This is a genomic window from Enterobacter sp. MALB-1, from assembly GCF_041021625.1.
Taxonomy (GTDB): Bacteria; Pseudomonadota; Gammaproteobacteria; order Enterobacterales; family Enterobacteriaceae; genus Enterobacter; species Enterobacter oligotrophicus.
The window spans coordinates 3,079,949-3,106,143 of record NZ_JBDPJL010000001.1 but is presented as its reverse complement, the minus strand read 5'-3'; the positions used below and the strand labels follow the sequence as shown (position 1 = coordinate 3,106,143).

Annotated in this window: 24 protein-coding genes; 10 read left to right on the top strand and 14 right to left on the bottom strand. The window is 54.9% G+C overall.

What is annotated here, in order from left to right:
- Positions 1 to 54 precede the first annotated feature (54 nt).
- The 4 genes from fur to ybfF all read right to left on the bottom strand — a co-directional run bounded on the left by fur (position 55) and on the right by ybfF (position 2,666).
- A complete protein-coding gene (fur, locus tag ABGB15_RS14860; RefSeq protein ID WP_152083875.1) occupies positions 55 to 501 on the bottom strand; it encodes a ferric iron uptake transcriptional regulator in 447 nt (148 codons plus the stop codon).
- A gap of 289 nt (positions 502 to 790) precedes the next feature.
- The gene (fldA, locus tag ABGB15_RS14855; protein ID WP_003858653.1) at positions 791 to 1,321 is read right to left on the bottom strand and encodes a flavodoxin FldA; all 531 of its coding nucleotides are present in this window, start codon (positions 1,319 to 1,321) and stop codon (positions 791 to 793) included.
- 155 nt (positions 1,322 to 1,476) lie between these two features.
- Positions 1,477 to 1,764 (bottom strand): LexA regulated protein, encoded by a 288-nt coding sequence (gene ybfE / locus ABGB15_RS14850; protein ID WP_152083876.1) that lies wholly within the window; start codon positions 1,762 to 1,764, stop codon positions 1,477 to 1,479.
- Between the two features lie 128 nt (positions 1,765 to 1,892).
- On the bottom strand, positions 1,893 to 2,666 hold the full coding sequence (ybfF, locus tag ABGB15_RS14845; RefSeq protein ID WP_215722860.1) for an esterase: 774 nt from the start codon (positions 2,664 to 2,666) through the stop codon (positions 1,893 to 1,895).
- Between the two features lie 183 nt (positions 2,667 to 2,849).
- Here ybfF and seqA point away from each other — a divergent pair, with 183 nt between their 5' ends.
- The gene (gene seqA / locus ABGB15_RS14840; protein WP_152083878.1) at positions 2,850 to 3,398 is read left to right on the top strand and encodes a replication initiation negative regulator SeqA; all 549 of its coding nucleotides are present in this window, start codon (positions 2,850 to 2,852) and stop codon (positions 3,396 to 3,398) included.
- 24 nt (positions 3,399 to 3,422) lie between these two features.
- The gene (gene pgm / locus ABGB15_RS14835) at positions 3,423 to 5,063 is read left to right on the top strand and encodes a phosphoglucomutase (alpha-D-glucose-1,6-bisphosphate-dependent) (protein WP_215722861.1); all 1,641 of its coding nucleotides are present in this window, start codon (positions 3,423 to 3,425) and stop codon (positions 5,061 to 5,063) included.
- Positions 5,064 to 5,152: 89 nt separating this feature from the next.
- Here pgm and potE read toward each other — a convergent pair whose 3' ends face one another.
- The 9 genes from potE to kdpF form a co-directional block, all read right to left on the bottom strand.
- On the bottom strand, positions 5,153 to 6,466 hold the full coding sequence (gene potE / locus ABGB15_RS14830; protein ID WP_152083880.1) for a putrescine-ornithine antiporter: 1,314 nt from the start codon (positions 6,464 to 6,466) through the stop codon (positions 5,153 to 5,155).
- The gene (gene speF / locus ABGB15_RS14825; RefSeq protein WP_215722862.1) at positions 6,463 to 8,661 is read right to left on the bottom strand and encodes an ornithine decarboxylase SpeF; all 2,199 of its coding nucleotides are present in this window, start codon (positions 8,659 to 8,661) and stop codon (positions 6,463 to 6,465) included. The genes potE and speF overlap by 4 nt, the downstream gene beginning before the upstream one ends.
- A gap of 256 nt (positions 8,662 to 8,917) precedes the next feature.
- Positions 8,918 to 9,022, bottom strand: coding sequence for a leader peptide SpeFL (speFL, locus tag ABGB15_RS14820; protein ID WP_003858645.1), 105 nt, complete (start codon positions 9,020 to 9,022; stop codon positions 8,918 to 8,920).
- Positions 9,023 to 9,301: 279 nt separating this feature from the next.
- Complete coding sequence (kdpE, locus tag ABGB15_RS14815; RefSeq protein WP_215722863.1) at positions 9,302 to 9,979, bottom strand: two-component system response regulator KdpE; 678 nt, start codon at positions 9,977 to 9,979, stop codon at positions 9,302 to 9,304.
- Positions 9,976 to 12,663, bottom strand: a complete 2,688-nt coding sequence (gene kdpD / locus ABGB15_RS14810; protein ID WP_215722864.1) for a two-component system sensor histidine kinase KdpD — start codon at positions 12,661 to 12,663, stop codon at positions 9,976 to 9,978. The genes kdpE and kdpD overlap by 4 nt, the downstream gene beginning before the upstream one ends.
- The gene (kdpC, locus tag ABGB15_RS14805) at positions 12,664 to 13,239 is read right to left on the bottom strand and encodes a potassium-transporting ATPase subunit KdpC (protein WP_215722865.1); all 576 of its coding nucleotides are present in this window, start codon (positions 13,237 to 13,239) and stop codon (positions 12,664 to 12,666) included.
- Between the two features lie 12 nt (positions 13,240 to 13,251).
- The gene (gene kdpB / locus ABGB15_RS14800; RefSeq protein WP_152083885.1) at positions 13,252 to 15,300 is read right to left on the bottom strand and encodes a potassium-transporting ATPase subunit KdpB; all 2,049 of its coding nucleotides are present in this window, start codon (positions 15,298 to 15,300) and stop codon (positions 13,252 to 13,254) included.
- A gap of 18 nt (positions 15,301 to 15,318) precedes the next feature.
- Positions 15,319 to 16,998: a potassium-transporting ATPase subunit KdpA gene (gene kdpA / locus ABGB15_RS14795; RefSeq protein WP_215722866.1), complete on the bottom strand. Its 1,680-nt coding sequence runs from the start codon at positions 16,996 to 16,998 to the stop codon at positions 15,319 to 15,321.
- Positions 16,998 to 17,087: a K(+)-transporting ATPase subunit F gene (kdpF, locus tag ABGB15_RS14790; protein WP_152083887.1), complete on the bottom strand. Its 90-nt coding sequence runs from the start codon at positions 17,085 to 17,087 to the stop codon at positions 16,998 to 17,000. Before kdpF ends, kdpA begins: the two co-directional genes overlap by 1 nt.
- A gap of 309 nt (positions 17,088 to 17,396) precedes the next feature.
- Between kdpF and ABGB15_RS14785 the strand changes: the two genes are divergently transcribed.
- From ABGB15_RS14785 to tnpA, 8 genes are all read left to right on the top strand, one after another.
- On the top strand, positions 17,397 to 17,603 hold the full coding sequence (locus ABGB15_RS14785; protein ID WP_014883027.1) for a YbfA family protein: 207 nt from the start codon (positions 17,397 to 17,399) through the stop codon (positions 17,601 to 17,603).
- A gap of 697 nt (positions 17,604 to 18,300) precedes the next feature.
- A complete protein-coding gene (gene phrB / locus ABGB15_RS14780) occupies positions 18,301 to 19,713 on the top strand; it encodes a deoxyribodipyrimidine photo-lyase (protein ID WP_215722867.1) in 1,413 nt (470 codons plus the stop codon).
- A gap of 10 nt (positions 19,714 to 19,723) precedes the next feature.
- Positions 19,724 to 20,467: a type 2 GTP cyclohydrolase I gene (locus ABGB15_RS14775; protein WP_152084485.1), complete on the top strand. Its 744-nt coding sequence runs from the start codon at positions 19,724 to 19,726 to the stop codon at positions 20,465 to 20,467.
- A 14-nt stretch (positions 20,468 to 20,481) separates the two neighbouring features.
- A complete protein-coding gene (gene pxpB, locus ABGB15_RS14770; RefSeq protein WP_152083889.1) occupies positions 20,482 to 21,138 on the top strand; it encodes a 5-oxoprolinase subunit PxpB in 657 nt (218 codons plus the stop codon).
- Positions 21,132 to 22,064, top strand: a complete 933-nt coding sequence (gene pxpC / locus ABGB15_RS14765) for a 5-oxoprolinase subunit PxpC (RefSeq protein ID WP_215722868.1) — start codon at positions 21,132 to 21,134, stop codon at positions 22,062 to 22,064. The genes pxpB and pxpC overlap by 7 nt, the downstream gene beginning before the upstream one ends.
- Positions 22,051 to 22,788, top strand: a complete 738-nt coding sequence (pxpA, locus tag ABGB15_RS14760) for a 5-oxoprolinase subunit PxpA (RefSeq protein ID WP_215722869.1) — start codon at positions 22,051 to 22,053, stop codon at positions 22,786 to 22,788. The genes pxpC and pxpA overlap by 14 nt, the downstream gene beginning before the upstream one ends.
- Positions 22,789 to 22,811: 23 nt before the next feature.
- Positions 22,812 to 23,603 (top strand): endonuclease VIII, encoded by a 792-nt coding sequence (nei, locus tag ABGB15_RS14755; RefSeq protein WP_215722870.1) that lies wholly within the window; start codon positions 22,812 to 22,814, stop codon positions 23,601 to 23,603.
- Positions 23,604 to 23,779: 176 nt separating this feature from the next.
- Complete coding sequence (gene tnpA / locus ABGB15_RS14750) at positions 23,780 to 24,214, top strand: IS200/IS605 family transposase (RefSeq protein ID WP_061379590.1); 435 nt, start codon at positions 23,780 to 23,782, stop codon at positions 24,212 to 24,214.
- Between the two features lie 138 nt (positions 24,215 to 24,352).
- Here the strand turns inward: tnpA and ABGB15_RS14745 are convergent, their stop codons facing one another.
- Positions 24,353 to 25,636 carry a citrate synthase gene (locus tag ABGB15_RS14745; protein WP_152083893.1) on the bottom strand — a complete coding sequence of 428 codons (1,284 nt, stop codon included), beginning with the start codon at positions 25,634 to 25,636 and terminating at the stop codon, positions 24,353 to 24,355.
- Positions 25,637 to 26,195: the final 559 nt, after the last annotated feature.

Here is a 26,195-nt window from a genome sequence, read left to right as displayed (position 1 = left end):
AAAACAGGCAAAAAAAAGCCAACCTTTCGGCTGGCTCAGAGTATAAACACTACTTTATTTCGCATCGTGCGCATGTTCATCTTCGCGGCAATCGCCTTCTGCACAGTGACCATACAGGTACAGGCTGTGGTTGGTCAGGCGAATGCCATGACGAGCGGCAATTTCACGCTGGCGCGCTTCGATAGAATCATCGCTAAATTCAATGACCTTGCCGCAATCGAGGCAGATCAGGTGATCGTGGTGGTGCTGCTGGGTCAGTTCGAAAACAGATTTACCGCCTTCGAAATTATGACGGGTGACAATGCCCGCGTCATCGAACTGGTTCAGCACGCGATAAACGGTTGCCAGCCCAATCTCTTCACCCATGTCGATAAGACGCTTGTAAAGGTCTTCCGCACTGACATGGTGATTGTCTGGCCCCTGAAGCACTTCAAGGATTTTTAACCGAGGAAGCGTAACTTTCAGGCCAGCCTTCTTTAATGCGGTATTGTTGTCAGTCATGCGGAATCTGTCCTGTTGCTAAACGATTCACTTCTAAAGAAGAAGTGACAGAAAATGCACTTGGGATGATGCGTCTCATTATAGAACTGCCATGGCTAAATGAAAACTGCAAGTCTCAAGCAAAGTATGCTTATAAAAACGTGGTATCACCAACAAACTTGTTCGATGGCACCCACTTTTTACCGGGGGATATTGTACAGGTCTGAGCGAAAAAGTTAAAAGTTTGTAGCAATTAATTTAATCGGTTTTACCTGGAAACGGGCGCAACCGGAGTCGCGCCGCAGAGAAATCAGGCGTTAAGAATGTCGTCCAGATTCAGTTCTTCGCGGACCTGCTTAACCCATTTCTCAACACGCTCAGCCGTCAGTTCTGGCTGGCGGTCCTCGTCAATAGCCAGGCCAACGAAGTGATCGTCGTCTGCCAGGCCTTTAGAGGCTTCAAAGTGATAGCCTGCCGTTGGCCAGTGACCCACAATAGCCGCACCGCGTGGTTCAATGATGTCGCGGATAGTGCCCAGCGCGTCACAGAAATACTCAGCGTAGTCTTCCTGATCGCCACAGCCGAACAGGGCAACCAGTTTGCCGTTGAAATCCACTTCTTCCAGGGTTGGGAAGAAATCGTCCCAGTCACACTGCGCTTCACCGTAATACCAGGTCGGGATACCCAGCAGCAGGATGTCATAGCCCTCGAGATCTTCTTTGCTGCTCTTGGCGATGTCATGCACATCGGCAACGTCTTTACCGAGCTGTTTTTGAATGTTTTTTGCGATATTTTCGGTATTGCCGGTATCACTGCCGAAGAAAATGCCGATAATTGCCATGAGTAAAATAACCTCTTGAAACTTAATGGTATGGTGGCGCAATTTGTCCACGGATAAGGGCAATAATAGCAGAACTGGCAACCCTGCGGAAACAGCTATCGCGCAGGACTGCACTCTGTGCTACATGAAAAGGGTGATAAAGGGGATTTTCAGACTTATGCCTTGCTGTGCATCATCTCAAGTTGAGCAATTAACATCTCTTCAATCAGCTCGCTGCGGCTGATGTCACGGGCGTTCGCCAGCGCATTAAGCGCATCGACGGCATCGGCGTTGAGCTTCAGTTCGACACGCTTAAGCCCACGATTTTTATCGCGTTTAAGCTGATTGCGTTTATTAATACGCAGCTGTTCATCGCGCGAAAGCGGATTCGTCTTGGGTCGTCCCGGTCGACGCTCATTCGCGAACAGATCTAGTGTCGTGCGGTCCGTTTGTTCTTTGGCCATGATTCTGAGACTTCGGGGAAAACAAGCCGCCCTGCTAATGCCCAGGCGATAAGCGCGCCATCATACATCACGGAAAACGGCACGCCAACGACTGGAAGCCCGTAGCCTTCCAGTCGCTCTCTTTTTAATCAATTTGCCGTATCAGTAAGATAGCGGCGGATAGCACGCAATACGGCGTCAGGTTTTTCGGCATGAACCCAGTGTCCGGCACCGGCAATCACATGGGCGCGAGCCTGTGGGAATTGTGCCAGCAGCGTGTCGCGGTACGCGTCGGTGACGTAAGGAGAGTTACCGCCACGGATAAAGAGGGTAGGGTGCGGCCAGGCGGGGACAGTTTCCCAGCCCACGATATTATTGTACTGGTCCCACAGCACTGGTACGTTAAAACGCCATTGCCCCTCAACAAATGATTTCAGCAGGAACTGAACCACGCCTTCTTCATCCAGATGCTCGCGCATAATGGCCGCTGCCTGCTGGCGGGTAGAGACACCGGCGTCGGTTACCGCATTGATCGCGGCAAAAATTTCGTCGTGGCGACGCACGTCGTAATTCACAGGCGCAACATCTATGACGACCAGGCCAGTTATTCGTTCCGGTGCCAGCGCGGTTAACGCCATGACCGCTTTGCCACCCATTGAATGCCCAATCAGCGTCACCTTCTGCAGGTTGTGGGCATCCAGCGTATCGAGCAGATCCTGCGCCATCGCTGCGTAGGTCATCTCCTCTGAACGCCCGGAAAGACCGTGATTTCGCATATCGACCTGCAAAATATCGTGGTCGGTAACTAAATCGCGTGCCAGGACGCCCAGGTTGTCCAGGCTGCCAAAGAGCCCGTGAACCAGGACGACGGGAGAATTATTGTTCGGCGATTGTGCAGATTGCGCTCGGGAATTCAATTTCATGGCAAAGTTCTTTTTTTACGTATGTCAGGTTAGGGTATCATGTTGACCATTCTGCCGCCCGGCTGCAAGAATCCAGTTTAATCTGACTTTTGCCGCCAACCTGGTTTGACGCTATCCGCTGTTGGGATTTGACCTTATAATCCCAACGACTTGTATTCAGATAAGATATCGCACTGGATTAAGATGAAAACAATCGAAGTTGATGACGAACTCTATCAGTATATCGCCAGCCAGACGCGGCATATCGGGGAGAGCGCGTCCGACATTTTACGGCGCATGCTTAAAATTTCCGCCGCTTCACAGCCTGCTACTCCAGCCACAAAAGATGTCGTGTCTCAGCCGAGCGTTGTTGCACAGGCAAAACCTGCCGTGACGCCAGCAAAAGATAAAGTGCGCGCGATGCGCGAGCTGTTGCTGTCTGACGAATATGCAGAGCAGAAAAAGGCGGTTAACCGCTTTATGCTGGTGCTGTCTACACTCTATTCACTGGATAACAACGCGTTTGCTGAAGCGACCGAGTCGCTGCATGGTCGTACTCGCGTTTATTTCGCGGGCGACGAGCAAACGCTGCTGCAAAATGGCAATCAAACCAAACCTAAACATGTTCCCGGCACGCCGTACTGGGTCATCACCAATACCAACACGGGCCGCAAGTGCAGCATGGTTGAACACATCATGCAGTCCATGCAGTTCCCGGCGGAATTGATTGAAAAGGTTTGCGGTACAATTTAACCCTTGCATCAGAAGGACCAGGCAATGGCAAATCACAGCCGTGCAGGCCAACCTGCACAACAAAGCGATTTGATTAACGTCGCTCAACTGACCGCACAGTATTACGTGCTGAAACCGGTCGTGGGCAACGCAGAACACGCAGTGAAGTTTGGTACATCTGGCCACCGTGGCGGCTCAGCTCGCCACAGCTTTAACGAACCGCATATTCTGGCCATTGCTCAGGCCATCGCGGAAGAGCGCGCGAAAAATGGTATTACCGGTCCGTGCTATGTAGGGAAAGATACTCACGCGCTGTCAGAGCCTGCATTTATTTCTGTGCTGGAAGTGCTGGCCGCAAACGGTGTCGACGTGATTGTTCAGGAAAATAACGGTTTTACCCCGACGCCTGCGGTCTCGAATGCGATTCTGGTGCACAACAAAAAAGGCGGACCGCTGGCCGACGGCATCGTTATTACGCCGTCCCACAACCCGCCAGATGACGGTGGTATCAAATACAATCCACCGAACGGTGGTCCGGCGGATACGAACGTCACGAAAGTGGTGGAAGACCGCGCAAACGCCCTGCTGGCGGACGGACTGAAAGGCGTCAAACGCATTTCTCTGGATGCTGCCATGGCTTCTGGTCATGTAAAAGAGCAGGATCTGGTGCAACCCTTCGTGGAAGGGCTGGCGGATATCGTCGATATGGCGGCGATCCAGAAAGCCGGTCTGAAGCTGGGTGTTGATCCGCTGGGCGGCTCCGGTATTGAATACTGGAAACGCATCGCCGAGCATTACAAACTGGATCTGACCATCGTGAACGATCACGTCGATCAGACCTTCCGCTTTATGCACCTGGACAAAGACGGCGCGATCCGTATGGACTGCTCCTCCGAGTGCGCGATGGCGGGCCTGCTGGCGCTGCGCGACAAATTCGATCTGGCGTTTGCTAACGACCCGGATTATGACCGTCACGGTATCGTCACGCCTGCGGGCCTGATGAACCCTAACCACTATCTGGCCGTTGCCATCAACTACCTGTTCCAGAACCGCCCACAGTGGGGCAAAGAGGTCGCTGTCGGTAAGACGCTGGTTTCCTCGGCGATGATTGACCGCGTAGTTGACGCGCTGGGGCGTAAGCTGGTGGAAGTGCCGGTCGGCTTCAAATGGTTTGTTGATGGGCTGCACGATGGCAGCTTTGGCTTCGGCGGTGAAGAGAGCGCGGGGGCATCTTTCCTGCGTTTCGATGGTACACCGTGGTCAACCGATAAAGACGGCATCATCATGTGCCTGCTGGCGGCGGAAATCACCGCAGTGACGGGTAAAAATCCACAGGAACATTACAACGAGCTGGCCGCACGCTTTGGCGCACCAAGCTATAACCGTATTCAGGCTGGCGCGACCTCTGCGCAGAAGGCGGCGTTGTCCAAACTCTCTCCGGAGATGGTGAGCGCAAGTACACTGGCAGGCGACCCGATCACCGCGCGTCTGACGGCTGCACCGGGTAACGGCGCGTCTATCGGTGGTCTGAAGGTGATGACCGAAAACGGCTGGTTCGCCGCGCGTCCATCCGGTACGGAAGATGCGTACAAAATCTACTGTGAAAGTTTCCTCGGCGACGAGCATCGTAAGCTGATTGAGAAAGAAGCGGTAGAGATCGTGAGTGAAGTGCTGAAAAACGCATAAGTGCGGTTTGTGTGCCGGGCGGCACTGCGTTTGCCCGGCCTACAACAACGCGCACAGGCCCGGTAAGCGCTAGCGCCACCGGGCTTTTTTTAACTATGTTTATTCTTCAACTCAAACCTCGGTGACACCAGCCCGTACAGCGTCCAGCCCATAAAGGTCACCATCGCGCCATAGAGCATCGCTTCCTGGCCGGAAGAGTAGAGCGCGTAGAAGCTGTAAATTGCCCCAATCAGCGCCACGATATTTGCCGCCCGCGCTTTGCGTGGGTCGACCTTCGCCACCTTCTGAATGATCACCAGCGCCGCCATCGACAAAATGTACGGAATGATATTGGTCACCACCGCCAGGTTAACGAGCACGTTGAACTGACTGTTCAGCGACGGGCTGATGGTCATCAGCGACAAACCACTCTGGAAGATGACAATCGCCAGCATCCCCTGCACAGGTGCATCCGCTTTGGTCACGCGGGAGAAGATTTTCGGGAAATAGCCTTCGTCAGCCGAGGATTTAAACACCTGAGCAATGGTGAACTGCCAGCCGAGAAGTGAGCCGCAGCAGGACATCACCATTAGCCCCATGATCACTTTCCCGACTTCCGGGGTGAACATCTGCGCAAACGCCAGCCCGAACGGTGCGGTGGAGTTAGCAAGATCCATGTTTGGCACAATTCCCGCAATCACGTTGGTCGAGACGATATAGATCACCGCCGCCCCCAGCGTTCCGCCGAGTACCGCAATCGGTACGTTCTTCTCCGGGTTCTCCACCACTTCGGCGTTCGCACAGGCAGATTCCAGGCCAAGGAAGGCCCACAGCGTCATGGCGATGGACGAGCCTACCGCCGTGAAGAACGGCACATGGTGTGGGTTCCAGGAGTTTGCATACAGCGTCGGGCTAAACCAGAACCAGCCGATGATGCACAACCCCACGACCGGGATAATCACGCCCCAGACGGTAATGCTGCTGATCTGCCCGGTGATGCGCGCCCCGCCAAAGTTGGCGACGGTGCAAATCCACAGCACGCCAATGGTCGCCAGCCCAATTTGTACCGGGCTGAGCGTCGCACCAAACAGTTCCGTACCGTAACCGACCGCTGAAATGGCAATCGCCACGTTGGCGATCAGCAGTGACACGCCGTAGGTATAGTTCGCCATAAAGTTGCCGGACTTACCGAACGCATACTCCGCATAGCCACCCATCCCGCCGGACTTGCGGCTGAACATTCCGCATTTGGCGAAAGCCCATGCCAGCGCCATTGAGCCCACGGCGGTCACCAGCCAGGAGATAATCGAAATCGTTCCGACTTCAGCCAGCTTGGTGGGCAGCATAATGATCCCGGACCCCATCATGTTCACCATGGTGAGGATGGTCAGTTGCACTACGCCCATCTTGTTAGATTTGCTCATAATTTTTCTCCTTTCAGCAGCGATGGCTGAGCGGCGGGTTGCTTAATGACGTAGCAGCGAACCTGTTTGCGACCGTCGCACTCTTCGACGTAGACCCCCTGCAGTTCCGGTGCGAATCCCGGCAGCAGGTTGATGCCTTCTTCCAGCGCCGCAAAGTAGCGCAATACTGAACCGCCCCAGACTTCACCAGGAACTACACACAGCACACCCGGTGGGTAAGGAAGCGCGCCTTCGGCGGCAATTCTGCCTTCTGCATCTCGCAGTGAAACCAGCTCCACTTCGCCACGCAGATAGGCATAGTTCGCCTCCTGCGGACTCATCACCACGCGTGGGAAATGAGGCTTACGGAACATCTCTTTCTGCAGTTGTTTAACGTTGTTGCGGGCATACAGGTCATGCATCTCCTGGCAAATCTGGCGCAGGGTGTAACCGGCATAACGTTCCGGATGCTGTTTGTAGAGAGAAGGCAGAACGTCTTTCAGCGTCACATCGCTCTGGAGCAATTTTTCGAAGCGCACCAGTTGGGCAACCAGCTGCTGCAGCTTGCCCATATCCTCTGCAGGCGTGAGCAGGAACAGGATGGAGTTGAGATCGCATTTCTCCGGTACAATGCCGTTTTCACGCAGGAAGTTGGCGAGGATGGTGGCGGGCACGCCGAAATCTTCATACTCACCGGTACGGGCGTTAATGCCCGGCGTGGTCAGCAGCAGCTTGCACGGGTCGATAAAATACTGGTGCTCGGCGTAGCCTTCAAAAGCGTGCCAGCGTTCACCCGGCACAAAGTGGAAGAAGCGCAGATCGGTTGCAATCTCCGCCGTGTCCCAGCTTTCCCACGCCCGGCCATCTACCGTCTCCGGCACAAACGGACGGATAAACTGGCAGTTCTGCAGGATCAGCTTGCGTGCTTCAATCCCCGTCACCACGCAGTCCATCCACATGTTGCGCCCGCTCTGGCCTTCATGCATACGGGCGTTGATGTCCAGGGCGGCAAACAGCGGATAGAACGGGCTGGTAGAGGCGTGCATCATAAAGGCGTTGTTGAGACGCTTGTGGGGGACATAGCGCTGCTGGCCTTTGATATGGCTGTCTTTTTTGTGGATCTGCGAGGTTTGTGAGAAACCGGCCTGCTGTTTATGCACAGATTGCGTGACCAGAATACCCGGATCGTTCTCGTTCAGCTCCAGCAACAGCGGCGAGCAATCGGCCATCATCGGGATAAATTGCTCGTAACCCACCCAGGCGGAGTCAAACAGGATGTAATCACACAGATGACCAATCTTGTCCACCACCTGACGGGCGTTATAGATTGTGCCATCGTAGGTGCCAAGCTGGATCACCGCCAGACGGAACGGACGTTCATCGCGTGCGCGCCCTGGCGCGACTTCGGACACCAGCTCGCGCAGGTAGCTCTCTTCAAAGCAGTGGGCGTCGATCCCGCCGATAAAGCCATACGGGTTGCGCGCGGTTTCCAGATAGACGGGCGTTGCGCCCGCCTGCAACAGTGCGCCGTGGTGGTTGGATTTATGGTTGTTGCGATCGAACAGCACCAGATCACCGGGCGTCAGCAGGGCGTTGAGTACCACTTTGTTGGAGGATGACGTCCCGTTCAGCACAAAGTAAGTTTTATCGGCATTAAAGACTTTCGCCGCATGCTGCTGCGCGATGCACGGTGCGCCTTCGTGAATCAGCAAATCACCCATTGCCACATCGGCGTTACACAGGTCAGAGCGGAAAAGCGTTTCGCCAAAGAAATCGACGAACTGGTTACCGGCAGGATGACGGCGGAAGAACTGGCCCCCCTGATGCCCAGGGCAGTCAAACGCGCTGTTGCCCTGTTTAACGTAGTCGACCAGGGCGCGAAAGAACGGCGGGCGAAGCTGGGTTTCATACTTCAGCGCTGCCGCTTCCAGCTGGCGTCCATAGAAATCGTTGCTGGTGTCAGAACACTCAAAAACGCCATGAATACGCGACAGGTACTCTGCCGGGACAATTTCTTCTTTATGTGTGGCAATAAAAACAGGAATATCGAATCCGGTTGCTTCAATTTCGTCTATCGCACCATGGGAAATATCGCTGACCGCCAGCACTACGGCGGCAACATCAATATAATCTGTTGCGCTGAGATCCACCATTTCACGATGCGTGGTAAAGCAATCAGGGCAGGCACGACTGGCGGCAATTTTTAAATTTTTCATCTTTATCTCTTTATTTAAGGCAATATGAGTCCCTCGATTTCTCGTAAAAAAGAAATCGATATTTTTACCGGGAAAAAAGCAAAGCGTGGCCGCTGATCCGAAAATCAGAGAATGGCATTTGCAGAGTAAAATCCAGTCCGCCCGGTTACAGATAAGTCTGGATCAAGAGAAATGAGCGCACGAGTTCACAGGCAATTGCCTGTAAAATAAAACGTTTCAGGATGACCTGTAAGCAGATGCGCCAGAAGTCGAAGGACTACCGGGCGTTGAAGAGATGAAAGTCAAAACAGTTACGGTGGGCAAACATCATAATATGCGTTGTTCGCCTTATATGGGGCATTAAACGATTGTTGTTTTCCATGCTTATTTTCCTTTCAGTAATTGAAAGCATGGTCATTTTATCCAGGAAAAGGCGATTAACTGTGAGGAAGATCACCATTAACCGATCATTTCAGAAATAAATATTCGTTTATGATGAATATCTCAGATCAAAATGCTGTTTTGTTTGGATTGTGTTAATGATGTGTTTTTTTAATGTTTTTTATGCGAAGAAATAAGGCCTGAGATAATCAGTTGATTTATTTTTGCGGATATTTTAAATCGGTTTAAGTTATTATTTAGCGCAGGAGTGAATAATTATTCAAAGCATAAACCGATAACCGATACCGGTTTCAGTTAATAAATGGCGAGGGCGCGCGGGGTCGACTTCGAGTTTCTGACGAAGGTGTCCCATATAAATGCGTAAATAATGACTATGCTCGACAGCATTAGGCCCCCATACCTGGCTTAGCAGCTGGCGTTGGGTGAGCACTTTACCGTGGTTGTTAAGCAGAACGGCAAGCAGACGAAACTCGATAGGGGTCAGGTGGATCTCTTCTTCACCACGGACGATGCGCCGCGCGGCGAGATCGACCCGAATATCACCAAATGTATAAACCGGGTCGGATGACACTGTTGCGTTGTGGCGGCGTAATGCTACGCGAAGACGCGCCTGCAGTTCACCAATGCCAAAAGGTTTGATCAGATAATCATCTGCTCCGGCATCCAGCGCGGCGATTTTATCCGTCTCTTCGGTACGGGCTGAGAGCACCAGAATCGGCATCTGGCTCCACTGACGCACTTCGCGAATAAAATCGATACCGTCACCATCCGGTAGTCCCAGATCGAGGATAACCAGGTCCGGCTTGCGGGTAGCGGCCTCGATCAGCCCCCGCTGCAGCGTCCCCGCATCATGAACGCGCAAACCGTCGCCTTCCAGCGCAGTACGCAGAAAGCGACTAATGGCGAGTTCATCTTCAACAATCAGAACGTTAATCACAAATCCTCTGATAATTCATCAAGTTCTGGCGGGGCATCCAGTGGAAGTGTAACACAAAAACGCGCGCCGCCTTCCGGGCGGTTTTCCGCTGAAATGGTCCCGCCGTGTACATCGACGATGGCCTGGCAAATCGCCAGACCCAGCCCGACGCCAGGGATAGCGGACTCTTTATTTCCACGGGCAAACTTCTCAAAAATAGCGTGCTCCTGCCCGGCCGGAATGCCAGGGCCAGTGTCCCAGACTTCCAGCTGTAACGCCTGCTCTTGCACTGTCGCATTGATACCAATCTGCGCCTTCGCTCCCGCATATTTGCCAGCATTTTCCAGCAGATTAATCAGGACGCGCTCAAACAGCGGACCATCTACGTGAATCAATATCAGCGGTTCAGGCATATTCAGCGCGATATGGCGGCCACCCAGTCCAGGCTCCAGCATTTTTAATGCGCTGCCGACGACTTCCTCCAGCGTCAGCCACTCTTTTTTGAGGTTGAAACCGCCCGACTGAATGCGTGCCATATCCAGCAGGTTGTTCACCAGACGCGTCGTGTTCAGCACATGCTGGCGGATCTCGCTGGCCTGCATTGCATGTTTTGACCCTTCAGCCGCCAGATCCAGCGTCAGAATTTCAGACTGACCAAACAGCACGGTGAGTGGGGTGCGCAGGTCGTGGGAGAGCGCCGCCAGCAAGGCGTTACGAATGCTTTCGCGCTCGCTCGCCAGCCGCGCCTGCTCTTCGCTGGCGGTGAGTGCCAGCCGTTCAAGGGCGCTGGCGACCAGCAGGGTAAAGGTCTCCAGCAGACGTTGCTGCTCGGGGATCATCAACTGGCGCAAATTGGCGGGCTCCACAATGACCAGCCCCTGAATTTTGTCTGCGCTGCGTAGCGGCAGGATTTGATAAGGCACGCCCGGCAGGGTGTCCGTCCCTGCGCCTGCGGGCAGTCCTTTATCAAAACTCCAGCGCGCAATGGCTTCATCCCAGGGCGTCATACCGGAGGCGGAAGTCAGTGGACGAAGATTGCCCTGCTCGTCAGGGAGCAAAATGAGATTACTGGCGTGAAACGTTGAGCGGATAAATTGCTCGCTGGTGTGCACGATATCCAGCGGCGTTCGACCCACCGCCAGCGATTTGGACATCTCATACAGGTGGCGCGTGCGCTGTTCGCGGTAGCGGGCGATACGAGCCTGATAACGCACGCCAGCCGTCAGATTCCCGATCACCAGCCCGACGGTGAGCATCACACCAAAGGTAAGAATGTACTGCACATCCGACACGGCAAGTGTCCCGCGCGGGGCAATAAAAAACAGATCGAAACTGATGACGTTAATCACCGTAGCCAGTACCGACGGCCAGCGTCCGTAAAAGAGCGCGACCACGACCACGCCCAGCAGGTAGATCATCACCAGATTGGCGGCATCGAAAGCGATCAGCCACTGGCTGGCAATCACCGTAATCAGGGCGCAGAGCACTACGGCGACCAGACAGCCGCGGATCTGAATGCGCCATTTCTCGCCAAAGGCGCGGGCGTCCGGCGCACGGTTTGGCAGGGGCGTTGGTTTATCATCCAGCGCGACGATCACCAGATCCAGATCGGGCGCGCGGCGGGCCAGCCTGTCGGCAAAAGATTCACGACTAAACCAGCGGCGATGCTGACGACGGCCAATGACAATCTTGCCCAGATTATGCTCACGGGCGTAACGCAGGATGGCTTTATCTTCCGCAGGATCGGAGAGCGTGGCGGTTTCGGCCCCCAGCTCCTGCGCCAGGCGTAGCGATGCCAGAATGGCGCGGCGCTGGTTTTCAGGCAAAGCGTGGAGCTGCGGCGTTTCAACGTACACCGCATGCCAGACGCTGCCGAATTTCGCGGCAAGCCGGGCGGCGGTGCGGACCAGTTTTTCATTGCCGCTGCCGTGACCAATGCATAACAGAATGGCATCCCGCGTATGCCAGACACGTTCCTGCCCCTGCAGATCACGCCAGGCTCGCATCTGGTCATCAACGCGATCGGCGGTGCGGCGTAAGGCCAGCTCGCGCAGGGCGATGAGGTTGCCTTTGCGGAAAAAATGTTCGATGGCGCGTTCGGCCTGGCCTGCGATATAGACTTTGCCTTCATGCAGGCGCTGGCGCAGGTCGTCTGGCGGCAGATCGACCAGTACCACTTCATCGGCAGAATCAAAGAACGGATCGGGCACGGTCTCCCGCACCTGAATGCCGGTCACGCCGCTGACCACGTCGTTCAGGCTTTCCAGATGCTGAACATTCACCGTGGTGAAGACGTCAATGCCAGCTTCAAGTAACTCTTCAACATCCTGCCAGCGTTTCGGGTGGCGCGAGCCTGGCGCGTTGCTGTGCGCCAGTTCATCCATCAGGATAAGGGCAGGACGGCGGGCAAGGGCAGCGTCGAGATCGAACTCCGCCACCAGCCGACCACGATGGTTAATTCGGCGGGGCGGCTGTGTGGCAAGCCCCGTCAGCAGCGCCGCCGTCTCTTTGCGGCCGTGGGTTTCCACTACGCCGATCAGAATATCAAGCCCCTGCGCCCGTAGCCGCTGTGCTTCCGTCAGCATGGCGAACGTTTTCCCGACACCCGCACAGGCACCGAAGAAGATTTTCAGTTTGCCGCGATGGGCTTCAGCCGTCTGTTCGAGCAGCCTGTCCGGGTCCGGGCGCATGGGCTCGTCGGTCATTTAGTTTTTCCTTAGCGCGTCCAGCGCCAGATTCAGCTCAACAATGTTCACTACCGGCATGCCGATGAAACTGACCAGCGGTTGTTGCGTATGCTCTGCGACCAGCTGGCTCACCTGTTCGGTGGTTAACTGACGGGCCGCGGCGACGCGCGGAATTTGCCAGGCCACAGCGTCGGGCGTCAGGCTATAGTCCAGCCCGCTGGCAGAAGCGGTCACCAGCTCCACAGGCACCTCACGGCTGGCCTGCGGATTGGCAGCGCGCAGGGACGCTACGCGCTCAGCAATGGCGTTGTCCAGTTCCGGGTTGCTGCCCGCCAGATTACTGCCGCCCGATGCCATCGGATTATACGGGCTTTCAGCAGTGGCGGAAGGGCGTCCCTGGAAGTAGCGGGCACCTGTAAAGTTTTGCCCAATCAGGCGCGAGCCGCGGTTCTCTCCATTCTGGATAATCAGCGAGCCGTTTGCCTGGTCCGTGAACCACCACTGACCCAGCATGGTGGTCACCAGCGGGTAAAGTCCGCCGGTTATCAAAGACAGCAGAATAAACAAAAGTATAGCGGGGCGTAACATCGTCATTTGCTTCACCCTTTAAACCAGCCCGAACAGCGTCAATAACACATCGATAGCCTTGATCCCAATGAAGGGAACCACCAGCCCGCCCAGACCATAAATCCACAGGTTGCGGCGCAGCATGGCAGCGGCAGTAAGCGGTTTATAGCTCACGCCTTTCAGCGCCAGTGGGATCAGAAAGACAATAATCAGTGCGTTAAAGATCACCGCACTGAGAATGGCCGACGCGGGAGAATGCAGATGCATCACGTTCAGCGCATTCAACTGCGGCCAGGTGGCGGCAAAGGCGGCCGGAATGATGGCGAAGTATTTCGCCACGTCGTTGGCGATACTGAAGGTGGTCAGCGAGCCGCGCGTCATCAGCATCTGTTTTCCGATGTGCACCACTTCAATCAGCTTGGTTGGGTTAGAGTCGAGATCGACCATGTTGCCCGCCTCTTTTGCCGCCTGCGTACCGGAGTTCATTGCCACCGCCACGTCGGCCTGCGCCAGGGCTGGGGCATCATTGGTGCCATCCCCCGTCATCGCGACCAGACGGCCTTCCGCCTGATACTGGCGGATCAGCGCCAGTTTCGCTTCCGGCGTCGCCTCGGAGAGAAAATCATCCACGCCCGCTTCGGCGGCAATCGCGGCGGCAGTCAGGCGATTATCTCCGGTGATCATCACCGTTTTGATCCCCATTTTGCGCAACTGGGCGAAGCGCTCTTTGATGCCGCCTTTCACGATATCCTTCAGGGCAATCACCCCCAGCACGTTTGCCCCCTCGGAGACAACCAGTGGCGTAGCTCCCTGACGGGCGACGCTCTCAACCAGTTTGTCTACATCTGACGGGAAATGACCATTATTGGCGTCGATATGGCGACGGATAGCGTCCACGGAGCCTTTACGGATCATTCGGTCCTGAATGTTTATCCCGCTCATGCGGGTTTGCGCCGTAAACGGCACGAAAGTGGCATGCAGGCTCTGAACGTCGCGCTGGCGCAGGTTAAAGCGCTGTTTGGCGAGAATCACGATACTGCGACCTTCCGGGGTTTCATCGGCAAGCGAAGAGAGCTGTGCTGCATCCGCCAGCGTTTTTTCGTCCACGCCCGGTGCCGGTAAAAACTCAGAAGCCTGGCGGTTGCCGAGCGTAATCGTCCCTGTTTTATCCAGCAGCAGCACGTCTACATCGCCTGCGGCTTCAACGGCACGTCCGCTGGTGGCGATGACGTTTGCACCCAGCATGCGGCTCATCCCCGCGACGCCGATGGCGGAAAGCAGGCCGCCGATGGTGGTGGGGATCAGGCAGACCAGCAGCGCCACCAGCACGGTGATGCTCACCGCCGTACCGCCGTAAGCGGTGAAGGGCCAGAGGGTAGCGGTTGCCAGCAGAAAGACGATAGTCAGGGCTACCAGCAGTATGGTCAGGGCAATTTCATTTGGTGTTTTACGACGCTGCGCGCCTTCCACCATGGCGATCATCCGGTCGAGGAACGTTTCGCCGGGGTTGACGCTGCACTGGATCACCAGCCAGTCAGAGAGGATGCGCGTCCCGCCTGTAACCGACGCAAAGTCACCGCCTGATTCCCGGATTACTGGCGCGGATTCCCCGGTGATGGCGCTTTCGTCCACCGATGCGCCCCCTTCAATCACTTCGCCGTCGCAGGGGATGATGTCACCCGCTTCGACAAGCACCACGTCGCCTTTACGTAGCTCGTCTGCCGGAACGTGGTCCATCGGCGCACCGTATTTGGCTTCACGCAATTTGCGCGCGAAGGCGGTCTTTTTCACGCCTTTCAGGCTGTTGGCCTGCGCTTTACTGCGCCCTTCCGCCAGCGCTTCGGCGAAGTTAGCAAACAGCACGGTAAACCACAGCCACAGGCTGATTGCGCCGGTAAACAGCGTATTTCCCGGAAGGTGACCTGTGCCCATTGCAATTGCCAGTGCGGTGGTCAGTAAACTGCCAATCCAGACGATAAACATCACCGGGTTGTGCCACTGCACGCGCGGGCTCAGTTTTTTCACCGCATCCATGAGGGCCTGACGAACTAACGACGGTTCGAACAGGGCCATTTGTTTACGACTCATGACAAATTCTCCGCAAAATCAGCGTAAAGAGAGGTGTTCCGCGACCGGGCCTAACGCGAGGGCGGGGATAAAGGTCAGGGCACCAACGAGTAAGACGGTGCCAGTCAGCAGGCCGACAAACAGTGCGCCGTGGGTGGGTAACGTACCGGTGGTGGTCAGCTGGATTTTTTTACTTACCAGCGATCCGGCGATTGCCATGATCGGCACAATGACGCCGAAACGACCCACAAACATGCAAAACGCCAGCAGACAGTTCCAGAACGGGGAGTTGGCGCTTAAGCCTGCAAAGGCGCTACCGTTGTTATTGGCGGCAGACGAGACGGCATATAACACTTCGCTAAAGCCGTGGATGCCAGGGTTAAAGATGCCGCTGCGTCCGGCTTCGGTCATTAGCGCCAGCGCGGTGCCGAGCAGCACAAGGGCAGGGGTGACCAGGATCGCCAGGGCGGTCAGCTTCATTTCCCTGACATCGATTTTTTTACCGAGATATTCCGGCGTGCGGCCAATCATCAGGCCCGCGATAAACACCGCCAGCAGCACGAACAGCAGCATGCCGTACAGCCCGGAGCCAACGCCACCGAATACCACTTCGCCAATCTGCATCAGCCACATGGGGATCATGCCGCCGAGTGCGGTGAAGGAGTCATGCATCGCGTTCACCGCCCCGCAGGAGGCTGCGGTCGTCACCACCGCATAGAGGCTGCTGGCGAGAATACCGAAGCGGCTCTCTTTGCCTTCCATATTGATGTTGCTGTTAGCGCCCAGCGGCATGAAGTGGCCGTTACCACTCCACTCGGCCCACATCACCAGCGCGACGCAAACCACAAAGATAAGAGACATGGTCCAGAGCAGGGTGCGCCCCTGACGGCGATCGTTCACCGCATCGCCAAACGCGAAGCAGAGCGCCGCAGGGATCAGGAATATCGCCAGCATCTGCACAAAATTGGTCAGCGCCGTTGGGTTTTCAAACGGGTGTGACGAGTTGGCATTGAAGAACCCGCCGCCATTTGTACCGAGCATTTTAATGGCTTCCTGCGACGCCACAGGTCCCATCGGCAGGAGCTGTTTTGCCCCTTCAAGCGAAGTATAAGGCGCGTAAGGCAGCAGGTTTTGCAGGGAACCCTGCTGGATAAAGAACAACGCAATAAGCAGCGAAAGAGGAAGTAAAACCCACAGGGTGATGCGCGTCAGGTCGGCCCAGGCGTTGCCCAGCGTGGTGACATTCTGGCGGGCAAACGCGCGTGTCAGCGCGAAGATCACCGCAATGCCGCTCGCCGCAGAAAGGAAGTTTTGCACGGTTAACCCGGCCATCTGGCTGAAATAGCTCAGCGTGGTTTCACCGGCGTAGGATTGCCAGTTAGTGTTACTGACGAAACTGACCGCGGTATTTAACGCAAGATGCCAGGACAAACCGGGTAACTGTTGTGGGTTCAGCGGCAGTATGCCCTGCAGCATCAGCATGGCAAAGAGGATGACCAGCCCAGTGATATTCAGCAGCAGAATAGCCAGCAGGTACTGACGCCAGTTCATCTCCCGATCGCGTATCCCTAAGACGTGCCATATCCCTTTTTCAATGTGATCCGTGCCCGGCAATGGGACGTTGTTGATCAGACGCGCAAGCCCGGTTCCCAGTGGCCTTGCCAGTATGAACAGCACCAGTAAAAAGCTGGCGATAAGCAAAAACGCCTGAGCAGCCATCAGAATGCCTCCGCATTAACCAGGGCATAAACCAGATAACCCAATAACAGGAACACCAGCACGATGCCGGTAATCAGACCTGCACTCACAATCCACCTCCGGGTGACAGTTGTATTTGTGCTAACGGTAGGATTTATGGCGCAAAGATTTCGCAAAAATCGGGCGGGGAGGTGTAAAAAAAGTATAAAAATGAAAAGCCCACAATTTAACTATTGATAAGTAAATTGTTAACTTTCTTGTAACTTAATTACGGCGTGAATGTAAATATTCACTAAATGGATAAAAATAAGTGGTCGGATGAGTAGTAAAATTACAAACAAAGCGATATTATTTTAGCCAGGTCACAGATTTTGAATTTTCCGGAGAATGTTTCCGGCCAACTACAGGGGAGAAAAAATATGGATCTGTATAAAGCGTATCCGGCTCATATCGTTTTCATGCGTCGCACTTTCGCCGTAGTGGCTGGCGTGCTGGCCCTGCCGGTGATGCTGTTCTGGAAAGATCGCGCACGTTTTTACAGCTATCTGCACCGTGTCTGGGCGAAAACCAGCGAGAAACCAGTGTGGATGGATCAGGCCGAGAAAGCGACCTGCGATTTCTATTAATACTACGACTATGCCGACGCTGTGAATCCCCAGGAGCGGATATCAGTACGTAACTGAGGTGAGCGAGGAAAGCCAACGCGCAGGCAACTTGAAGTATGACGGGTATACACACAGCAATAAAAAAACCGCCAACAGTAATGTGGCGGTTTTTTTGTCCCTCAGGATTCGCGGTCCGTTGGGTGGTTTTACAGGCTCCTACCAGAGGATTACTAGCATACTTCTGCACGCTGATGAATCAAACGTTTAAATCCTAAATATATTCTTAAACACGTGTTCGATGGATTACGCTTTGAACTCGTGGTGATTACTATGCAGCGTCCCTTTCCGCCATCTCGCAAATGGGCACCGGTCCGGGGAAAGGAGTAACCACAACCGTGAAACAGGTTCTTACCAGAGCTTGTGTCCACCGACTTATCACCGGTGGTGAACGGTGGAGCGGTTAGCTGCAGGGACCGCATGATGAAACGCTATTTTTGCATTGCGTTCATTGTCGCCAGCGTACTCGTTATTAAAAGTGATGAACCGACCGGGTTTGTTGCATTTACCACGATAGCGCAGGACAAGTAGCGTTAAGGCCGCCTCGGGCGGCCTTTTTTAGTTCATCCCGTCTACACTTCATGGCAAAGTAGTTCTATGTGTGCCTTTTTCCTTTAACGGCATGCCCTTACGGACATAATGGACAACTGCCTGGAGTTTTATGCCCACCCATCTGGTTTGGTTTCGTGCAGATTTACGTATACACGACAACATCGCCCTGGCGGCGGCCTGCCGCGCTAAAGATGCCAACGTGCTGGCTCTGTTTATCGCTACGCCCGAACAGTGGCAGCAGCATGATATGGCACCTCGGCAAGCGGCCTTGCTCCGTTCATATCTGAATGACCTGCAACGCTCGCTCGCTGAAAAAGGCATTCCACTGATTTATCAGGAAGTGCGTGACTTTACCGCACAGCTCCAGACGGTGCAGGAGACCTGTAAGCAGCACAACGTCACGCATCTTTTTTATAACTACCAGTACGAATTCAACGAGCAGCAGCGCGACCGTCACCTGGAGAAGATGCTGGAAGATGTGGTCTGTGAAGGGTTTGATGACAGCGTAATGCTGGCTCCGGGTAGCGTGATGACCGGCAACCATGAGATGTATAAAGTGTTTACGCCGTTTAAAAATGCCTTTATCAGACGCCTGAAAGAGGCGTTACCGGAGTGCGTGGCCGCGCCAGCCGTGAGGGAAGAGGCATTAACGGATCTACCTGAACTGGCATTTAACTATCCGCAACAAGCGTTTGACGACACGCTATTCCCTGCCAGCGAGCAGGCTGCAATCGCCCGGTTGCGCCACTTCTGCAAACAGGGGGCGGCCGAGTATGAAGCGTGTCGGGATTTTCCTGCCACCGAAGGCACCAGCCGTTTGTCGGCCTGTTTAACGCTGGGTGTGCTCTCTCCGCGCCAGTGTTTACATCGCCTGCTGGCTGAACAGCCGCAGGCGCTGGACGGAGGTGCAGGTTCCGTCTGGCTGAATGAGCTTATCTGGCGTGAATTTTATCGCCATTTGATGACGTATCACCCTGATTTATGTAAACATCGTCCCTTCATCCGCTGGACGGATAATGTAAAGTGGCAATCGGATAATGAGCGGCTCAAAGCCTGGCAAACCGGGCAGACAGGCTACCCGATTGTCGATGCCGCGATGCGCCAGCTCAATGAAACCGGTTGGATGCATAACCGTCTGCGAATGATTACCGCCAGCTTTCTGGTGAAAGATCTGCTTATCGACTGGCGTATCGGAGAGCGCTATTTTATTTCTCAGCTGATCGATGGCGATCTCGCGGCAAATAACGGCGGCTGGCAGTGGGCTGCCTCTACCGGAACCGATGCGGCTCCTTATTTTCGAATTTTTAATCCGACGACCCAGGGACAACGATTTGATGCTGACGGCGAGTTTATTCGTCAATGGGTGCCTGAACTTAGCAATGTGCCGGTAAAAGCGCTCCACGAACCCTGGGCCTGGGCGGATAAACAGGGCGTGACGCTTGATTATCCCCGCCCGGTTGTCGACCATAAACAGGCGCGCGTCGCCACGCTGGCGGCGTATGAAGCCGCCCGCAAAGCATGAGAGAATGATGATGAAAAACACTGAACTGGAAAGCCTGATTAACGAAAAACTGAACAGCGCCTCCTTCAGCGACTACGGCCCGAATGGTCTGCAGGTTGAAGGTCGTGAGACGGTGCAGAAAATTATCACCGGCGTCACGGCAAGCCAGGCGTTGCTGGATGAGGCCGTGCGTCAGCAGGCGGATGCGGTCATTGTCCATCATGGATACTTCTGGAAAAACGAATCGCCGATTATTCGCGGCATGAAGCGCAACCGCCTGAAAACGCTGCTGGCAAATGATATCAACCTCTACGGCTATCATCTGCCGCTGGATGCGCACCCTGAACTGGGCAATAACGTGCAGCTCGCACAGCTGTTGGGTATCACGGTGATGGGCGAGATTGAGCCGCTGGTCCTGTGGGGCGAATTGGCCATGCCGGTTCCGGGCCTGGAACTGGCTTCGTGGCTTGAAGCGCGTCTGGGGCGTCGACCGCTGTGGAGTGGTGATACAGGGCCGGATCAGGTGAAACGCGTTGCCTGGTGTACCGGCGGCGGTCAGGGCTTTATCGACAGCGCGGCACGTTTCGGCGTGGATGCCTTTATCACAGGCGAAGTTTCTGAGCAGACCATCCATTCTGCCCGTGAGCAGGGGCTGCATTTCTACGGCGCGGGGCATCACGCGACGGAACGCGGTGGTATCCGCGCGCTCAGCGAATGGCTGACGGAAAATACCGATCTGGATGTGACCTTTGTGGATATCCCTAACCCGGCCTGATGAGAGGTGGTTAAGTGCAGCGAGCGCGTTGTTATCTTCTGGGTGAAACTGCAGTCGTTCTGGAGCTTGAACCACCGGTTACGCTTGCCACGCAAAAGCGTATCTGGCGGCTGACGCAGCGTCTGGCCGACATCCCGGAAGTGGTTGAAACCATTCCGGGTATGAATAATATCACCGTCGTGCTGCGCAATCCGCACACGAAGGCGCTGGATGCCATCGAACGTCTTCAGCGTTGGTGGGAAGAGAGCGAAGCGCTGGAGCCGGAATCCCGTGCTATTGAGATCCCCGTGGTGTATGGCGGTTCGGGGGGACCCGATCTGTCCGTTGTGGCAGCACATTGTGGGCTGACGGAAAAGCAGGTTGTCGAGCTGCATTCCTCTGTTGATTACGTTGTCTGGTTCCTTGGGTTTCAGCCCGGATTCCCGTATCTGGGAGGATTATCTCCGCGGTTGCATACTCCACGCCGCGCCGAGCCGCGTCTGAGCGTACCCGCGGGCACCGTCGCGATTGGGGGTGAACAGACCGGGATCTATCCGCTCGCATCGCCCGGCGGCTGGCAGCTTATCGGGCACACCACCGCACCGTTATTCGAACCGGGGCAGGATGCGCCAATACTCCTGCGTCCTGGCGATACCCTTCGCTTTATTCCACAAAAGGAGGGGATATGTTAACGCTTATCCGCGCGGGTCTTTACACCTCTGTTCAGGACGCCGGTCGGTTTGGTTTTCGTCAGTCGGGCCTGAGCTACTGTGGCGCGCTTGACCGACCCGCGCTTGAGATTGCGAATATGCTGGTGGGCAACCCTGGCAGTACGGCGGCGCTGGAGATTACGCTCGGTCAGTGCGTAATTGAGTTCAGCCAGGAGACATGGTTTGCCTTAACCGGTGCTGGCTGTGACGCAACGCTTGATGGTAAAGCGGTTTGGACGGGCTGGCGTTTGCGGGCGAAGGCCGGACAGCGCCTGACCCTGAAGCGCCCTTTGCACGGCGTGCGTAGCTACCTGGCCGTCGCGGGTGGCATTAATGTGCCGGAGGTGATGGGCTCGTTCAGTACCGATCAAAAAGCGGGTATCGGCGGGCATGAAGGACGCTTGCTGCGCGACGGCGATCGGCTCACGGTAAAACCCTCAACGCGCCATTTCTCGACGGCGCAGGGCGTAAAGCAGTTGTTATGGGGAAATACCCTCCGCGCCTTGCCGGGGCCGGAATATCATGAATTTGATGAAGTCTCGCAGGCTGCTTTCTGGCGATCGCCGTGGAAGATTAGCCCACAAAGTAACCGTATGGGCTATCGCCTGCAGGGGCAGCCGCTGAGCCGCACGACGGACCGCGAACTGCTCTCCCATGGATTACTGCCAGGCGTGATTCAGGTGCCGTCCAACGGACAGCCCATCGTGCTGATGAATGATGCGCAGACGACGGGCGGTTATCCGCGCATTGCCTGTATTATTGATGCCGATCGCTACCATCTGGCGCAAATCCCGCTGGGGCAGCCGATTCACTTTGTACAATGCTCGCTGGAAGAGGCGCTGAAAGCGCGGCAGGATCAGCAGCGTTATCTGGAACAACTGGCGTGGAGGCTCGATGGTAAAGATTGATTTAAACGCCGATCTGGGCGAGGGCGGCAGTGCAGATGCTGAGCTGATGACGCTGGTCTCGTCGGTCAATATCGCCTGCGGTTTTCACGCGGGCAATGCGCAAACCATGCTCGAGAGCGTGCGTAATGCCCTTAAAAATGGCGTGGCGATAGGGGCTCACCCAGGCTTTCCCGACCGGGAAAACTTTGGCCGTACGGCGATGGATCTCCCGCCCGAGACGGTCTACGCCCAGACGCTCTACCAGACTGGTGCGCTGGAGGCGATCGTGCGTTCTCAGCAGGGCGTGTTACGCCACGTGAAACCGCACGGCATGCTCTACAACCAGGCGGCAAAAGATCCCGTCCTGGCGGATGCCATTGCCCGCGCGGTACGGGATTGTAACCCGCAGCTGATTTTGGTTGGCCTGGCGGGCAGCGAGCTTATCCGCGCCGGGGAACGGCTGGGGCTAGCGACCCGTCAGGAGGTCTTTGCCGACCGGGGCTATCAGCCTGACGGCAGCCTGGTGCCCCGCACACAGCCAGGCGCGCTTATTACTGATGAAGAAAAAGCGCTGGCGCAGACGCTGGAAATGGTGCGCTCCGGTCAGGTCACAGCGACTGACGGCACGCTGGCACAGGTCCAGGCTGATACGGTTTGTTTACACGGTGATGGCGAGCATGCGCTGCAGTTTGCGCGCCGCTTGCGGGCGGCTTTTACTGAACAGGGTATTCTCGTCAGCGCCTGATTATCACAAAAAGGACAAAAAAGATGCCAGAAGGTCCGGAGATCCGTCGCGCGGCGGATAGCCTGGAGGCGGCGATAAAGGGCAAACCCCTGACGGATGTCTGGTTTGCCTTTCCTCAACTGAAACCGTTTGAATCACAGCTGGTGGGGCAGACGGTGACCCATATTGAAACGCGCGGCAAAGCGTTGCTCACCCACTTTTCCCATAACCTGACGTTATACAGCCATAATCAGCTTTACGGTGTCTGGCGCGTGGTGAGTGCGGATGAACAGCCGCAAACCACGCGCGTGCTGCGCGTCAGGCTGCAAACGGCGGAAAAAGCTATCCTGCTTTACAGCGCGTCGGATATCGAAATGTTAACGCCGGAGCAGCTACTCGCTCATCCGTTCCTGCAGCGCGTTGGGCCGGATGTGCTGGATATGCGGTTGACGGCAAGCGATGTGAAAGCCCGATTGCTATCGCCCAAATTCCGCAACCGGCAGTTTTCCGGTCTGTTGCTCGATCAGGCGTTTCTGGCGGGATTAGGCAACTACCTGCGGGTGGAAATCCTCTGGGAAGTGGGGCTGGCGGCGCAGCATAAAGCCTCTCAGCTAAGTGACATGCAGCTGGAGGCGCTATCTCATGCGCTACTGGATATCCCGCGTCTGTCGTACAACACGCGTGGCGTGGTGGATGATAATAAGCATCACGGGGCGCTGTTCCGGTTTAAAGTGTTTCATCGGGCGGGGGAAAAGTGCGAGCGGTGTGGCGGGGTGATAGAGAAGACAACGCTCTCTTCAAGACCGTTTTACTGGTGTCCAGGGTGCCAGATGTAAAAAAGCCGGGTGGCGGAGGTCAAAGCAAAACGGCAACGAAAGTTGCCGTTTTTAATTGTCACCCCTAAACCACCTCCTGGGGAGGTGGTGATTGATCCTGTAAGGCTATAGCCTGAAGAATGCCCATGCCGGAATATCTCTGCTTACTCACCACAAGTAAAAGGAGACAAACCGACATGGGGCTTTACAGGAGTTCATCACATGTATATTGGCGTTGCAAATACCACATAGTCTGGACGCCAAAGTACCGTTTCAGGATCTTGAAAGATAAGTTGGGTAAGGAACTTTACAGGACAATCTACATTCTCTGTGGAATAAAAGATTGTGAGGTTCTGGAGCTAAATATTCAGCCAGATCATGTACATCTTGTTGTAATCGTCCCACCTAAAATCTCGATATCAACCCTGATGGGGCATCTGAAAGGCCGCAGCGCCATCAGGCTCTACAATCGTTTTCCACATATACGAAAAAAGCTATGGGGCAACCACTTTTGGTCACGTGGATACTTTGTAGATACTGTCGGTGTGAACGAGGAAATTATCAGACGATATGTGCGGCATCAGGAGAAAACGGAACAAACGCATGAACAGCAGATGGAATTGCTAGAGTAGTAAGCGGGAAGTGATAATAGCCCCCCTTACAGGGGGCATTCTCAAAAGCCACCTTCTTAGAAGGTGGTCTTTTACATTTTCACCCTCTCCCTGTGGGAGAGGGCCGGGGTGAGGGCATCAGGCCGCCCCCAACGTCTGTTAACGCTTCAGGTCAGACTTAAAATCACGCTGCTCGTAGCCGGTATACAGCTGACGAGGACGGGCGATTTTCATGCCTTCGCTGTGCATTTCGTTCCAGTGCGCAATCCATCCCACGGTACGGGCCATGGCGAAGATCACGGTGAACATGGAAGACGGAATGCCCATCGCTTTCAGGATGATACCGGAGTAGAAGTCGACGTTCGGGTAGAGTTTCTTCTCGATGAAGTACGGGTCGTTCAGCGCGATGTGTTCCAGCTCCATCGCCACTTCCAGCAGATCGTCTTTGGTGCCCAGCTCTTTCAGCACTTCGTGGCAGGTCTCACGCATGACGGTGGCGCGCGGGTCATAGTTTTTGTAAACACGGTGACCGAAGCCCATCAGGCGGAAGGAGTCATTCTTGTCTTTCGCGCGACGCACGAACTCAGGAATGTGCTCAACAGAGCTGATCTCTTCCAGCATCTTCAGTGCCGCTTCGTTCGCGCCGCCGTGCGCCGGTCCCCACAGGGAGGCAATACCCGCAGCGATACAGGCGAACGGGTTCGCGCCGGAAGAGCCAGCGGTACGGACGGTAGAGGTAGAGGCGTTCTGTTCGTGGTCAGCGTGCAGGATCAGAATACGGTCCATCGCGCGTTCCAGCACCGGGTTCACTTCATACTCTTCGCACGGCGTGGAGAACATCATGCGCAGGAAGTTGCCGGCGTAGGAGAGGTCGTTACGTGGATATACAAACGGCTGACCGATGGAATATTTGTAACACATCGCCGCCATGGTTGGCATTTTGGACAGCAGACGGTAAGCGGCAATTTCACGGTGACGTGGGTTATTCACGTCCAGCGAGTCATGGTAGAACGCCGCCAGCGCACCGGTAATCCCACACATCACCGCCATCGGGTGAGAGTCACGACGGAACGCATGGAACAGACGGGTAATCTGCTCATGGATCATGGTGTGACGGGTCACGGTGGTTTTGAATTCATCGTACTGCGCCTGCGTTGGTTTTTCGCCGTTCAGCAGGATATAGCACACTTCCAGATAGTTGGAGTCGGTGGCTAACTGATCGATGGGGAAGCCGCGATGGAGCAGGATACCTTCGTCACCGTCAATGTAGGTGATTTTGGATTCGCAAGATGCGGTAGAGGTGAATCCAGGGTCAAAGGTGAAAACGCCTTTTGAACCCAGCGTACGGATATCAATAACATCCTGACCGAGCGTGCCTTTTAGCACATCCAGTTCAATAGCAGTGTCACCACCCAGGGTGAGCTTTGCCTTTGTATCAGCCATTTACGGTCTCCTTAGCGCCTTATGCTTAAGACTGCGGTTCACCGGATTTGCCTTCAACTGTTAATCACCGTTACCAGATTGTTATTTGGCTTACCGCTCAGCTCACGAGGAGAAACCAGGGTACAGAGCTATGGCGCCTTGCAGGTAAACGAATGAAATATCAGTGAAATAACAGCAAATCAGCGTTTTTGCAGTCCGAATTATTCAAACCTGTATATCACTAATAACTGTCCTGATAACTTCGGTCAATACCATCACACTGTTACATAACTATTTGTCAGGTGAAAGAGAGACCTCATAACTTTTGCGCATTATATGCCTTTTCTGATGACGTTTGTAACAATATTGTTTAACATTTGTCAAATCAGATGATTAAAAATTAAAAATATGTTGTTATCGTGACCCTGATCACTGTTCCAGAGAAAACCCGACAAACTGTATGTAGGTTAATTGTAATGATTTTGTGAACGGCCTATACTGCCGCCAGGTCTCCGGAACACCCTGCAATCCCGAGCCACCCAGCGTTGTAACGTGTCGTTTTAGCATTTGGAAGCAATGT

Coding starts and splice junctions, on each gene's coding strand:
- fur (WP_152083875.1), bottom strand. CDS start 501: ATGACTGACAACAATACCGCATTAAAGAAGGCTGGCCTGAAAGTTACG.
- fldA (WP_003858653.1), bottom strand. CDS start 1,321: ATGGCAATTATCGGCATTTTCTTCGGCAGTGATACCGGCAATACCGAA.
- ybfE (WP_152083876.1), bottom strand. CDS start 1,764: ATGGCCAAAGAACAAACGGACCGCACGACACTAGATCTGTTCGCGAAT.
- ybfF (WP_215722860.1), bottom strand. CDS start 2,666: ATGAAATTGAATTCCCGAGCGCAATCTGCACAATCGCCGAACAATAAT.
- seqA (WP_152083878.1), top strand. CDS start 2,850: ATGAAAACAATCGAAGTTGATGACGAACTCTATCAGTATATCGCCAGC.
- pgm (WP_215722861.1), top strand. CDS start 3,423: ATGGCAAATCACAGCCGTGCAGGCCAACCTGCACAACAAAGCGATTTG.
- potE (WP_152083880.1), bottom strand. CDS start 6,466: ATGAGCAAATCTAACAAGATGGGCGTAGTGCAACTGACCATCCTCACC.
- speF (WP_215722862.1), bottom strand. CDS start 8,661: ATGAAAAATTTAAAAATTGCCGCCAGTCGTGCCTGCCCTGATTGCTTT.
- speFL (WP_003858645.1), bottom strand. CDS start 9,022: ATGGAAAACAACAATCGTTTAATGCCCCATATAAGGCGAACAACGCAT.
- kdpD (WP_215722864.1), bottom strand. CDS start 12,663: ATGACCGACGAGCCCATGCGCCCGGACCCGGACAGGCTGCTCGAACAG.
- kdpC (WP_215722865.1), bottom strand. CDS start 13,239: ATGACGATGTTACGCCCCGCTATACTTTTGTTTATTCTGCTGTCTTTG.
- kdpB (WP_152083885.1), bottom strand. CDS start 15,300: ATGAGTCGTAAACAAATGGCCCTGTTCGAACCGTCGTTAGTTCGTCAG.
- kdpA (WP_215722866.1), bottom strand. CDS start 16,998: ATGGCTGCTCAGGCGTTTTTGCTTATCGCCAGCTTTTTACTGGTGCTG.
- ABGB15_RS14785 (WP_014883027.1), top strand. CDS start 17,397: ATGGATCTGTATAAAGCGTATCCGGCTCATATCGTTTTCATGCGTCGC.
- phrB (WP_215722867.1), top strand. CDS start 18,301: ATGCCCACCCATCTGGTTTGGTTTCGTGCAGATTTACGTATACACGAC.
- ABGB15_RS14775 (WP_152084485.1), top strand. CDS start 19,724: ATGAAAAACACTGAACTGGAAAGCCTGATTAACGAAAAACTGAACAGC.
- pxpC (WP_215722868.1), top strand. CDS start 21,132: ATGTTAACGCTTATCCGCGCGGGTCTTTACACCTCTGTTCAGGACGCC.
- pxpA (WP_215722869.1), top strand. CDS start 22,051: ATGGTAAAGATTGATTTAAACGCCGATCTGGGCGAGGGCGGCAGTGCA.
- nei (WP_215722870.1), top strand. CDS start 22,812: ATGCCAGAAGGTCCGGAGATCCGTCGCGCGGCGGATAGCCTGGAGGCG.
- tnpA (WP_061379590.1), top strand. CDS start 23,780: ATGGGGCTTTACAGGAGTTCATCACATGTATATTGGCGTTGCAAATAC.
- ABGB15_RS14745 (WP_152083893.1), bottom strand. CDS start 25,636: ATGGCTGATACAAAGGCAAAGCTCACCCTGGGTGGTGACACTGCTATT.